Below are 12,413 nucleotides of genomic sequence, written 5' to 3' on the forward strand. Positions count from 1 at the left end.
GGATAAATCCGCTCCTACAGGCGTGATCAAGGCTTAGTAGCGCTTGATGTCGGCCTTGCTTTCCAGCAGCTTGCGGTAGGCGGCAAAGTCTTCCTGGCCAGAGCGCGACGCGAGGAAGCGGCGATATTGCACTTTCTCTTCGTCGGTGGCCGCAGCCGCTTCGTTTACGCCGTTCAGGCGCAGTACCACGAAGCTGCCATCGGCCAGGCTGACGCTGGCGTAGTTCGGCTTGTCCTTGCCTTGCGGCTTGGGCATGCGGAACAGCGCTTGCAGCACCACCGGGTCGATACCGTCCTGGCCGCGTGCGACCGCTTCAGAGACCTTCCAGGCTTGACCGTCCTGGGTTGCAGCCAACGGCACCTTGCCGTCGCGCAGGCCGGCGATCAGGGCTTCGCCACGGGCCTTGGCGGCTGCAGCTGCGTGCTCCTTGGCCAGCTGCGCCTTGATCGGCGCGGCAACGGCTTCCAGTGGCAACTGCTCAGGCTTGTTGTGCTGCTTGACGCGCACCACCACGGTGGTTTCCGGGTCCAGCTCGATGGCCGAACTGTTGGCGCCTTCATCCATCACTTCAGTGCTGAACGCTGCCTGCACCACCGCACGGTTGGCGAGGATGCCATCGGCAGCGCCATCACGGCCGAACGGCTTGGAGGTCTGCACTTTCAAACCCAGGTCCTGGGCCGGTTGGGCCAGGTCCGAGGATTCGAAAGCCGAGTCTTCCAGCTTCTTGGCCGCATCCACGTACATCTGCTCGACCTGAGCAGTCTTGGCTTCGCGGATCAGCTTGTCTTTCAGGCTGGCGAACGTCGGCACCTGCGGCGCCTCGATACCGGTCAGCTTGATCAGGTGCCAGCCGAACTGGCTACGCACCGGGGCCGAAACCTGGTCCTTGTTCAGGGCAAACAGGGCCTTTTCGAATGCTGGGTCGTAGACGCCGGTGCCGGCATAACCCAGGTCGCCGCCGTTGTTGGCCGAGCCTGGATCCTGCGAGAACTCTTTAGCCAGCTTGGCGAAGTCTTCACCCTTGGCCAGGCGTGCCTGCACCTCGTCGATCTTGGCCTTGGCCTGCGCGTCGGTCATCTTGGCGTTGACTTCGATGAGGATGTGCGAGGCACGGCGCTGTTCGGCCAGGTTGGCGATTTCTTTCTGGTACGCCGCCTGCAGGTCTTCGTCCTTGACGGTGACCTTGTCGAAGAACGACGACTTCTTGAGCTCCAGGTAATCGATCACCACCTGGTCGGGGGTCAGGAATTCCTTGGCGTGCTCGTCGTAGTGCGCCTTGATTTCGTCATCGGTCACCTTGGCAGCCGACGGGTCGGCCTTGTAGGTCAGCGCGGCGAAGTCACGGGTCTGTTTTTCCAGGCGGGCGAACGCCTGCACCTGGGCGTCGGTGACGAAGCTGCTGCCCGCCACGCCGGCGCGCAGTTGGCCGATCAGCATTTCCTGGGCCAGCATCTGGCGGAACTGCAGGCGGCTGTAGCCCATCTGGCGAATGACCGCGTCAAAGCGATCGGCACTGAACTTGCCGTCTACCTGGAATTCCGGGGTTACCAGAATCAGTTGGTCGAGTGCCGCCTCAGAGAAGGAGAACTTGGCGTCCCCTGCCCCTTGCAACAGCAGCTTGCGGTCGATCAAGCCCTTGAGCGCCGACTCGCGCAGCATTTTCTCGTCGAGCATCGCCGGATCGAAATCCTTGCCCAGCTGTTGCATCAGCTGGCGACGTTGCATTTCAACGGCCTGGCCCAGTTCGGTCTGGGTAATCTCGTCACCATTGACCTTCGCAGCATCCTGCGAATGGCTGGTGGCTCTGAAAATGGCATCGAAGCCGGTCAGTGCCATCAAGGCCACGATGACACCGATGATGGTCTTGGCAATCCAGCCCTGTGAATTGTCCCTGATATTCTGCAGCATGCTTCCCCCAGAAACGGTTGTACTGATTAAGCAACCGCGGAGAGTGGGTAAAATCCGGATAGAAGAAAGGCGCATCCGGGGATGCGCCTTTCTCGTAACTGGCGGAGCGAACCCTGGCGTACCGATCGACCTTGTGTGGCCGACTGAACTGCCGCTCCGCTGCCAGCCCGGGAACGACCCCGGTCTGGGCGGGCAAAGGCCCGAAAGAAACTTAGTTTACAGCTTCTTTCAGTGCTTTACCGGCTTTGAAGCCAGGTTTTTTGGCCGCTGCGATTTCCAGCGTCTTGCCAGTCTGTGGGTTACGGCCAACGCGAGCTGGGCGATCGGTCACAGAGAACGTACCAAAACCAACCAGTACAACGGAGTCGCCGGCCTTCAGAGCGCCAGTGACGGATTCGATAACTGCGTCCAGCGCGCGACCAGCAACGGCCTTCGGGATATCAGCAGATGCAGCGATAGCATCAATCAGTTCCGACTTGTTCACTCTAAGTCCCCTTATATCTATTTTGAGTTTGTTTCTAAGTATGTGTGAAACGAATCCAGCGCCGGGAGGCAAGTGACACAATAAGTGCCGCTTTATAACAAGGGCTCTAAAAAACTGTCAAGACAAGCCCCCCGGCCAAATCTTACTAATGCGTGCTGATTCTTTCCTTCGAATCGGTGTCGCGTTTTTCGTCCTTGGCAACAATCTCGGGAGCCACATCGGGCAAGGGCTCCGGGGCGTATTGCAGCGCAATTTGCAGGACTTCGTCAATCCATTTAACCGGTTTAATCTGAAGATCCTGCTTAATATTGTCAGGAATCTCCTTCAAATCACGCACGTTCTCTTCCGGAATGATCACTGTCTTGATTCCACCGCGGTGGGCCGCCAGTAATTTCTCCTTCAGGCCGCCAATCGCCAGCACCTGACCACGCAGGGTGATCTCGCCGGTCATGGCGACATCCGCCCGTACCGGGATCTGCGTCAAGGCCGACACCAGCGCGGTGCACATGCCCACGCCAGCGCTCGGACCGTCCTTGGGCGTGGCGCCCTCGGGCATATGGATATGCGTGTCGCGCTTCTCGTGGAAGTCCAGCGGGATGCCCAGGCTCTTGGCGCGGCTGCGCACAACAGTCAGCGCAGCGGTGATGGATTCGACCATCACATCGCCCAGGGAGCCAGTCTTGATCAACTGGCCCTTGCCCGGTACCACGGCCGCTTCGATGGTCAGCAGTTCGCCACCCACCTGGGTCCAGGCAAGGCCCGTAACCTGGCCGATCTGGTCCTGCTGCTCGGCCAGGCCGTAGCGGAACTTACGCACGCCCAGGAAGTGCTCCAGGGAGTCGGAATTCACGGTCACCGAGAAATGCTTGTCGCGGGCATGCTCCTTGACCACCTTGCGGCACACCTTGGCGATCTGGCGCTCCAGGCCCCGCACACCGGCTTCGCGGGTGTAATAGCGGATAATGTCGCGAATGGCCGAGACTTCAACGGCCAACTCGCCTTTTTTCAGGCCATTGGCCGCGATCTGCTTGGGCGACAGGTACTTGGTCGCGATGTTGATCTTCTCGTCCTCGGTGTAACCCGGCAGGCGGATCACCTCCATCCGGTCCAGCAATGCCGGCGGAATGTTCATGGAGTTGGAGGTGCAGAGGAACATCACATCGGACAGGTCGTAGTCGACTTCCAGGTAGTGATCGTTGAAGTTGTGGTTCTGCTCGGGGTCGAGCACCTCCAGCAACGCCGAAGCCGGGTCGCCACGCATGTCGCTGCCCATCTTGTCGATTTCATCGAGCAGGAACAGCGGGTTGCGAACACCCACCTTTGTCATCTTTTGAATCAATCTTCCCGGCATCGAACCGATGTAAGTCCGGCGGTGGCCACGAATTTCAGCCTCGTCACGCACGCCGCCCAAGGCCATGCGCACGAACTTGCGGTTGGTGGCGTGGGCGATGGACTCGGCCAGGGAGGTTTTACCCACACCCGGCGGGCCCACCAGGCACAGCACGGGGCCGCGAATCTTTTTCACGCGCTTTTGCACGGCGAGGTACTCAAGGATGCGCTCCTTGACCTCTTCCAGGCCGTAGTGGTCGGCGTCCAGGATGTCTTCGGCACGGGCCAGGTCCAGGCGCACCTTGCTCTGGGCCTTCCACGGCACTTGCACCAGCCAATCGATGTAGGAACGCACCACGGTCGCTTCCGCCGACATCGGCGACATCTGCTTGAGCTTGTTCAGCTCGGCAGTGGCCTTGGCCAACGCGTCCTTGGGCAGGCCAGCGGCGTCGATGCGCTTTTTCAGCTCTTCGACTTCGTTATGGCCTTCGTCGCTGTCGCCGAGCTCTTTCTGAATGGCCTTCATCTGCTCATTCAGGTAGTACTCGCGCTGGCTGCGCTCCATTTGTTTTTTCACGCGGCCGCGAATGCGCTTCTCGACCTGCAGCAGGTCGATCTCGGCGTCCAGCAGGGCCAACACGTGCTCGACCCGTGCGGACAGGTCGATGATTTCGAGAATTTCCTGTTTCTGCTCGATCTTCAGCGCCATGTGCGCGGCCATGGTGTCTACCAGACGGCCAGGCTCATCGATGCTGTTGAGTGAGGACAGGACTTCGGCGGGTACTTTCTTGCCCAACTGCACGTATTGCTCGAACTGTGCCAGCAGGCTGCGCACAAACACTTCGGACTCACGGTCCGGCGCGTCGACTTCGTCGATCAGTTGCACTTCGGCACGGCAATGGCCGTCGACTTCGATGAAGCGCTCGACCGTACCGCGCTGTTCACCTTCGACCAGCACCTTGACGGTGCCATCGGGCAACTTGAGCAATTGCAATACGGTTGCAACGGTACCCACGCGATACAGGGCGTCTTCGCCTGGATCATCGTCGGCAGGGTTCTTCTGGGCCAGCAGCAGAATCTGCTTTTCGCCCGTCATCGCGGCCTCGAGGGCTTCGATAGACTTCTCGCGCCCCACGAACAGCGGGATAACCATGTGCGGATACACAACGACATCACGCAATGGCAAGAGAGGCAATTCGATGGTTGTCTTCATGATTTCGCCTCTACAACGGCACCGGGCCGTGAACAGATGGAATTGAGCTTGCGTTCAATGTGGGGGCAGCCCCACAAAAAAACAAGCTCTGCGACATGAAAAGCAAAGGGGCCCGAAGGCCCCTTCATTCAATCAAGCCGCAAAGCGACTTATGCGTCTGGCGCAGCCTTGGCAGGCGGCTCGCTGTTTTCGTAGATCAACAGCGGCTTGGACGTGCCTTCGATGACGCTCTCATCGATGACCACCTTGCTGACATCCGTTTGCGACGGAATTTCATACATGGTGTCGAGCAGTACACCTTCGAGGATGGAACGCAGGCCACGGGCACCGGTCTTGCGCTCAAGGGCGCGCTTGGCGACCGACTTGAGTGCATCGCTGCGGAACTCCAGGTCCACGCCTTCCATTTCGAACAGCTTGGCGTATTGCTTGGTCAAGGCGTTCTTGGGCTCGGTGAGGATCTGCATCAGCGCAGCCTCGTCGAGCTCGTCCAGCGTAGCCAGTACTGGCAGACGGCCGACGAACTCGGGGATCAGGCCAAACTTGACCAGGTCGTCCGGTTCGACTTCACGCAGGGATTCACCGACCTTCTTGCCTTCTTCCTTGCTGCGAACTTCGGCGTTGAAGCCGATGCCGCCGCGCGTGGAACGGTTCTGGATGACCTTTTCAAGCCCCGAGAACGCACCACCACAGATAAACAGGATGTTACGGGTGTCTACCTGCAGGAACTCCTGCTGAGGATGCTTGCGACCACCTTGCGGCGGTACCGAGGCCACGGTGCCCTCGATCAACTTCAACAGTGCCTGCTGCACGCCCTCGCCCGAAACGTCACGGGTGATGGACGGGTTGTCGGATTTGCGCGAGATCTTGTCGATTTCGTCGATGTAGACAATGCCCATCTGGGCCTTTTCCACGTCGTAATCGCACTTTTGCAGCAATTTCTGAATGATGTTCTCGACATCTTCACCGACATAACCCGCTTCTGTCAGCGTGGTGGCGTCAGCGATGGTGAAGGGAACATTGAGCAGGCGTGCCAGCGTTTCCGCGAGCAGCGTCTTGCCCGAGCCCGTCGGGCCGATCAGCAGGATGTTGCTCTTGCCGAGTTCGACGTCGTCGTTCTTCTTGTCACGTTGGTTCAGGCGCTTGTAGTGGTTGTACACCGCTACGGCCAAAACCTTTTTCGCGCGCTCCTGACCGATGACGTACTGGTCCAGGATGCCGCTGATTTCTTTAGGCGAAGGCAATTTATGCGCGCTGCTCTCGGCCTGAGCTTCCTGCACCTCCTCACGGATGATGTCGTTGCACAGGTCGACGCATTCGTCGCAGATAAAGACCGAGGGGCCGGCAATCAATTTGCGCACTTCATGCTGGCTTTTGCCACAGAAGGAGCAATAGAGCAATTTGCCGTTGTCCTCGCCGTTGCGGGTGTCAGTCATTCGTTCGATCCAAATCCGATAGGCTTGCAACACAAGATGAAGGCTATTGAGGGCTTTTTCAAGCCCACCGTGGTCGGAACTGCCGACCAAGCCTATTTTGAGCTGCTTATATTATGCGGGGCGCTTTTCGATCACTGCGTCGATCAACCCGTATTCACGCGCGGCTTCTGCGCTCATGAAGTTATCGCGGTTGGTGTCGCGCTCGATCTCTTCCAGGGTGTGCCCGCTATGCTTGGCCATCAGCGTGTTGAGACGCTCACGAATGAAGAGGATTTCCTTGGCATGGATTTCGATGTCCGACGCCTGGCCCTGGAAACCGCCCAATGGCTGGTGAATCATCACGCGTGAGTTCGGCAGGCAGTAACGCTTGCCCTCAGCACCCGCGGTCAGCAGGAAAGCACCCATGCTGCACGCCTGGCCGATACAGGTGGTCGATACGTTCGGCTTGATGAACTGCATGGTGTCGTAGATCGACATGCCAGCCGTTACCGAACCGCCCGGGGAGTTGATGTAGAGATGGATGTCCTTGTCCGGGTTTTCCGCTTCAAGGAACAGCAACTGCGCACAGATCAGGTTGGCCATGTAGTCCTCTACCGGACCTACCAGAAAGATCACTCGTTCCTTGAGAAGGCGCGAGTAGATGTCATAGGCGCGCTCGCCACGAGCAGATTGCTCGACAACCATCGGGACCAAGCCGCCAGCGGCCTGGATTTCAGAGTTCTGCTGAATATACGAATTACGGAACATGCTCTGCAGTTACTCCCAAATAGTCATGTCTTGAATACGCATAAGCCAGCGCGAGGCTGGCTTATGGGTGTATTTTCAAACGAGTGGAGCGATCAGTCGGCTTGTGCTGCTTCAGCCGGCTTGACTGCTTCTTCGTAAGAGACCGCTTTATCGGTCACCTTAGCCTTCTGCAGAACAGTATCCACAACTTGCTCTTCCAGCACAACCGAACGGACTTCGTTCAGCTGCTGGTCGTTTTTGTAGTACCAAGCCACAACCTGCTCAGGTTCCTGGTAGGCCGAGGCCATTTCCTGGATCAGCTCGCGAACGCGGGCTTCGTCTGGCTTCAGGTCGTTGGACTTGACCACTTCGGCAACGATCAGGCCCAGCACGACGCGGCGCTTGGCTTGCTCTTCGAACAGCTCGGCCGGCAGTTGGTCAGGCTTGATGTTGCCACCAAACTGCTGAACCGCTTGAACGCGCAGGCGATCCACTTCGTTGGACAGAAGGGCTTTAGGCACTTCAATCGGGTTGGTGGCCAGCAGACCGTCCATGACCTGGTTCTTGATCTTGGATTTGATCGCCTGGCGCAGTTCGCGGTCCATGTTCTTGCGAACTTCGGTGCGGAAGCCTTCCAGACCGGTTTCCTTGATGCCGAACTGAGCGAAGAAGGTTTCGTTCAGTTCTGGCAGCGCAGGCGCCGATACGCTGTTGACGGTCACGGTGAACTCGGCAACCTTGCCGGCCAGGTCCAGGTTCTGGTAATCAGCCGGGAAAGTCAGGCTCAGCACGCGCTCTTCACCGGCTTTTGCGCCGACCAGCCCGTCTTCGAAGCCCGGGATCATGCGGCCGGAACCCAGCACCAGTTGGGTGCCCTGGGCCGAACCACCGGCAAACACTTCGCCGTCGATCTTGCCGACGAAATCGATGTTCAGTTGGTCTTCGTTTTCAGCAGCACGCTCAACGGCCTCGAAACGAATGTTCTGCTTGCGCAGGATTTCCAGCATGTTGTCCAGGTCAGCATCAGCCACTTCAGCGCTCAGGCGCTCAACGGCGATGTCTTCGAAACCTGCGACGGCAAACTCCGGGAACACTTCGAAAGTAGCGACGTATTCCAGGTCCTTGCCTTTTTCGAACGTTTTAGGCTCGACGGCCGGCGCACCGGCCGGGTTCAGCTTCTGCTCGACAACGGCTTCGTAGAAAGTCGCCTGGATCAGGTCGCCCAGGGCTTCCTGACGAGCGGAATCTTCGTAACGCTGACGGATCACGCTCATAGGCACTTTACCAGGACGGAAGCCTGGAACCTTAGCGCGACGGGCAGTCTGTTGCAGACGCTTGTTGACTTCGGTTTCGATGCGCTCGGCAGGCACGCCGATGGTCATGCGGCGCTCGAGAGCGGAAGTGTTTTCAACAGAAACTTGCATGGATTTTCCTCGTTGCACAGACGTTAGCCGGCCATTTCCGACCCCAGATCAAGGGCAAGCATTCTAGTGGGTCGAACACAAGAAGTCACCCTGTGCAAGCCAGCCAGGTGCAAGTGACGGCAATTGCGCGGCAAAAGCCCGGCGAAAAGCCCTGATTTCGGGCTGCAGGCCACGGAATTCGGCACATGTGGAAATACTTCCAACTGACCGACGGAGGTCCGGGCGTTGGCGTCAAAGGTCTTGAAACCCGGCTATTGAAGGCCAAGGCTGTATATAAGGAAAGAAAATCCCCGCCGCCAGGCTATTTTTTCGCGTGAGTGACGCAAGTCATTGTTACGCAAACAGTAATACAACCTTTCACTTGCTTAGCTAGCTAGCGAACATTCCAGTTTGCTACTATCCCTTGTGTCGGGACAGTGACGTCCCAGACACCCTTATTGACCATCACCCCGCTTTTTCCCATCGCGGGGCTGGTCATTTTTTTTGGCCGTTTTACGGCATCGCCAGGGCTGGCCCCTTCACGCATCAATCTGAAATACTTTTATCACTGCCATTTTTACCGATCACTATGAAAGCCATTATCGTCGCCGCCTTCATTTGCTGTGTCGCGTTCATCCACCGGCGCGGCCGCGTACGCCACAAGTTGACTCGCCAACTGAGCGATCACTCCACCTTCCTGGCACCCGTCAACACTTTCCTCTACCTGTCCTCCCGCCTGCCCAACCAGCCCTACCTGCGCACCGAGGCATTCCCAGAACTTGCGCCCCTGCAGGCGCATTGGCAGGAGATTCGCGAAGAAGCCCGGGCCCTGCTACGTCAAGGCGCGATCAAGCGCTCGGATGACTACAACGACGTGGGCTTCAATTCGTTCTTCAAAAGTGGCTGGAAGCGCTTCTACCTCAAGTGGTACGGCGACCATCACCCCTCGGCCACGAAGCTGTGCCCACGCACCACTGAGTTGCTGGCGCAGATCGGTTCGGTGAAAGCGGCGATGTTCGCCGAGCTGCCGCCAGGCTCCAGGCTGGTGCGCCACCGCGACCCCTATGCCGGCTCGTACCGCTACCACCTGGGCCTGGACACCCCCAACGATCCCGGCTGCTACCTCAACGTGGACGGCGAGCCCTACCATTGGCGCGACGGCGAAGCGGTGATGTTCGACGAGACCTATATCCACTATGCCGAAAACACCACCGATCAGAACCGTATCATCCTGTTCTGCGACATCGAACGCCCACTCAAGTACCGCTGGGCCAGCCGCTTCAACCAATGGTTCAGCAGCAAGGTGATGGCCGCCGCGGCAGCGCCCAATTCCGAGGAAGACGCCACCGGCGGGCTGAACAAGGCCTTCGGCAAGCTGTACAAGATTCGCCTGCGCGGCAAGACCCTGAAAAAGACCCACCGCACGCGCTACTACCTGGAGCAATGGGCACTGGTGGCCTTGGTGGTGGTGATTTTCATCTGGATTTAGCGCTACCCTGAGGGCATTGACTGCCAATGCCCGAGGAACTGCACTTTAATGCCCAAGCACCTGGAAACTTCCGAGCCAGACCCACGCCACCAACAGGCGCTGGACCTCTTTCTCAGTGAACGCCCTGAACTGCGCGAAACACTCGACCATCTGAACCCCCTGGCTGCCCAGGCCGCCGGCATGACCGCCAAACAATACCGCGACGAACGCCTGCACGAAGCCTTTGAGCAGGAGGCCGAAGCGCGGGGGTTTTTCGCCTGGGAGTTGACCCTGCAATTGACCAGCGCCACGCCCGCCGATTTCCAGGCCCAGCGGCTTGAGGTGCACAAGGAAGTGGCGCAGATGGCAGGGCTGAGTTGGGGGGAGTATTGCGATCTCTATGGCATTGAGGACTGAAGCCATGCCCGCCCATTCGCTCTTTGCAACAGAGAAGCGACGGGGCTATCGCAGGCCAGATTTGCGGCGATGATAGACGCTTAGCGGTAGCAAGGGCAGCGCCTGGGCCCACCCACAATACGCTCACCACACCCTTGAACCACAGGCACAAAAAAAGCCGCACGAGGCGGCTTTTTTCGATGCTGCAAATATGGGGTGGACGATGGGGATCGAACCCACGACAACAGGAGTCACAATCCTGTGCTCTACCAACTGAGCTACGCCCACCATAGTGCGATGTTGCGATAAAAAAAGCCGCGCTGGGCGGCCTCTTTTCCTGCTCAAGCCCGAGGCTTGAACGTATTACCTGGTGCGGACGGAGAGACTCGAACTCTCACACCTTTCGGCGCTGGAACCTAAATCCAGTGTGTCTACCAATTCCACCACATCCGCGTGCAGCTTTTAAAACAAAGGCGCCAGATTGTTCATCAGGCGCCTCGGTCGAAATATGGGGTGGACGATGGGGATCGAACCCACGACAACAGGAGTCACAATCCTGTGCTCTACCAACTGAGCTACGCCCACCATATTGCGCTTGTTGCTTTACTTGTGCCGCAGCTGCCTGAAATGGCGCACCCGGCAGGACTCGAACCTGCGACCATCCGCTTAGAAGGCGGATGCTCTATCCAGCTGAGCTACGGGCGCTTATATAATCTGCATTCGGTGACGATTACAAATTTCAAGCTTGGGTCACGCCGAGTTAATCTCTAACTCTGCCTGACTTTCTTAACCAGTGCTAGGCTCTGCCCGACAAGTGCGACGAATGTTATAGACGGCCGGTAAAGTCGTCAACACCTTTCTCCAAAAAACTCATTTTATTTAAGGGGTTAGCACAATTGCCGGACCAAGCGCCTTTGCCCTCGGGCTGGGGCATGCGAGAATGCGCGCACATTTTCTTCCTTCTCGATGGTTAATCACGCGTCATGACTGCACAACTTATCGACGGCAAGGCGATCGCCGCCAACCTGCGCCAGCAGATCGCCCAACGTGTCGCCGAGCGCCACCAGCAAGGCCTGCGTACTCCTGGCCTGGCGGTGATCCTGGTGGGCAGCGATCCTGCCTCCCAGGTCTATGTCTCGCACAAGCGCAAAGACTGTGAAGAAGTGGGCTTTCTGTCCCAGGCCTACGATCTGCCCGCCGACACCACCCAGCAAGCCCTTACCGACCTGATCGATCGCCTGAACGACGATGCGAACATCGACGGCATCCTGCTGCAACTGCCTTTGCCCGAGCATCTGGACGCCTCCAAATTGCTGGAACGCATCCGCCCGGACAAGGACGTGGACGGTTTCCACCCCTACAACGTCGGCCGCCTGGCCCAGCGCATCCCGCTGCTGCGCCCGTGCACCCCGAAGGGCATCATGACCCTGCTGGAAAGCACCGGCCAGGATTTGTACGGCATGAACGCGGTGGTCGTGGGTGCTTCCAATATCGTCGGTCGGCCGATGGCCATGGAGCTGCTACTGGCTGGCTGCACCGTGACCGTCACCCACCGCTTTACCAAGGACCTGGCTGGCCACGTCGGCCGCGCCGACCTGGTAGTGGTTGCCGCGGGCAAGCCTGGTTTGGTCAAGGGTGAGTGGATCAAGGAAGGCGCCATCGTCATTGACGTGGGCATCAACCGCCAGGCCGACGGCAAGCTGGTGGGCGATGTGATCTACGAAACCGCCCTGCCCCGCGCCGGCTGGATCACCCCGGTGCCAGGCGGCGTGGGCCCGATGACCCGTGCGTGCCTGCTGGAAAACACCTTGTACGCAGCCGAAAGCCTGCACGCCTAGGCGCGGCGCCCGGGTACCCGTAGGAGCGGATTTATCCGCGAAAGCCGCACCGCGGTATGCCTGATTCAACGCGTTGGGCTTTTCGCGGATAAATCCGCTCCTACAAAGGCTCGGGTGTTTCTGTAGGAGCGGATTCATCCGCGAAAGCCGCACCGCGGTATGCCTGATTCAACGCGTTGGGCTTTTCGCGGATAAATCCGCTCCTACAAGGACTC

9 protein-coding genes and 4 tRNA genes are annotated in these 12,413 nt (G+C 58.6%); 3 read left to right on the forward strand and 10 right to left on the reverse strand.

All coding sequences use genetic code 11. The features are described from left to right. Positions 1–33: 33 nt before the first annotated feature. The 6 genes from L9B60_RS03275 to tig all read right to left on the reverse strand — a co-directional run bounded on the left by L9B60_RS03275 (position 34) and on the right by tig (position 8,517). Positions 34–1,908, reverse strand: a complete 1,875-nt coding sequence (locus L9B60_RS03275) for a SurA N-terminal domain-containing protein (RefSeq protein ID WP_249676198.1) — start codon at positions 1,906–1,908, stop codon at positions 34–36. A 211-nt stretch (positions 1,909–2,119) separates the two neighbouring features. Then, positions 2,120–2,392: an HU family DNA-binding protein gene (locus tag L9B60_RS03280; RefSeq protein ID WP_166359462.1), complete on the reverse strand. Its 273-nt coding sequence runs from the start codon at positions 2,390–2,392 to the stop codon at positions 2,120–2,122. Between the two features lie 145 nt (positions 2,393–2,537). Beyond that, positions 2,538–4,934 carry an endopeptidase La gene (gene lon / locus L9B60_RS03285; RefSeq protein WP_249676201.1) on the reverse strand — a complete coding sequence of 799 codons (2,397 nt, stop codon included), beginning with the start codon at positions 4,932–4,934 and terminating at the stop codon, positions 2,538–2,540. A 149-nt stretch (positions 4,935–5,083) separates the two neighbouring features. Then, the gene (gene clpX, locus L9B60_RS03290) at positions 5,084–6,367 is read right to left on the reverse strand and encodes an ATP-dependent Clp protease ATP-binding subunit ClpX (RefSeq protein ID WP_249676204.1); all 1,284 of its coding nucleotides are present in this window, start codon (positions 6,365–6,367) and stop codon (positions 5,084–5,086) included. 111 nt (positions 6,368–6,478) lie between these two features. Further along, positions 6,479–7,114 (reverse strand): ATP-dependent Clp endopeptidase proteolytic subunit ClpP, encoded by a 636-nt coding sequence (gene clpP, locus L9B60_RS03295; protein ID WP_249676207.1) that lies wholly within the window; start codon positions 7,112–7,114, stop codon positions 6,479–6,481. A 92-nt stretch (positions 7,115–7,206) separates the two neighbouring features. Continuing rightward, a complete protein-coding gene (tig, locus tag L9B60_RS03300) occupies positions 7,207–8,517 on the reverse strand; it encodes a trigger factor (protein WP_249676211.1) in 1,311 nt (436 codons plus the stop codon). 568 nt (positions 8,518–9,085) lie between these two features. Between tig and lpxO the strand changes: the two genes are divergently transcribed. Both lpxO and L9B60_RS03310 read left to right on the forward strand, forming a co-directional pair. Beyond that, positions 9,086–9,985, forward strand: coding sequence for a lipid A hydroxylase LpxO (gene lpxO / locus L9B60_RS03305; protein WP_249676214.1), 900 nt, complete (start codon positions 9,086–9,088; stop codon positions 9,983–9,985). 48 nt (positions 9,986–10,033) lie between these two features. After that, positions 10,034–10,381: a DUF6388 family protein gene (locus tag L9B60_RS03310; RefSeq protein WP_249676217.1), complete on the forward strand. Its 348-nt coding sequence runs from the start codon at positions 10,034–10,036 to the stop codon at positions 10,379–10,381. Positions 10,382–10,572: 191 nt separating this feature from the next. Here the strand turns inward: L9B60_RS03310 and L9B60_RS03315 are convergent. From L9B60_RS03315 to L9B60_RS03330, 4 genes are all read right to left on the reverse strand, one after another. Next, positions 10,573–10,648: transfer RNA gene (locus tag L9B60_RS03315), tRNA-His, on the reverse strand. Between the two features lie 80 nt (positions 10,649–10,728). Next, positions 10,729–10,813: transfer RNA gene (locus L9B60_RS03320), tRNA-Leu, on the reverse strand. Positions 10,814–10,869: 56 nt separating this feature from the next. Beyond that, positions 10,870–10,945 (reverse strand) — tRNA-His (locus L9B60_RS03325). 43 nt (positions 10,946–10,988) lie between these two features. Continuing rightward, positions 10,989–11,065: transfer RNA gene (locus L9B60_RS03330), tRNA-Arg, on the reverse strand. Between the two features lie 278 nt (positions 11,066–11,343). Between L9B60_RS03330 and folD the strand changes: the two genes are divergently transcribed. Next, the gene (folD, locus tag L9B60_RS03335) at positions 11,344–12,198 is read left to right on the forward strand and encodes a bifunctional methylenetetrahydrofolate dehydrogenase/methenyltetrahydrofolate cyclohydrolase FolD (protein ID WP_249676218.1); all 855 of its coding nucleotides are present in this window, start codon (positions 11,344–11,346) and stop codon (positions 12,196–12,198) included. Positions 12,199–12,413: the final 215 nt, after the last annotated feature.

This window comes from Pseudomonas abieticivorans, assembly GCF_023509015.1.
In the GTDB taxonomy this organism is placed as follows: Bacteria; Pseudomonadota; Gammaproteobacteria; order Pseudomonadales; family Pseudomonadaceae; genus Aquipseudomonas; species Aquipseudomonas abieticivorans.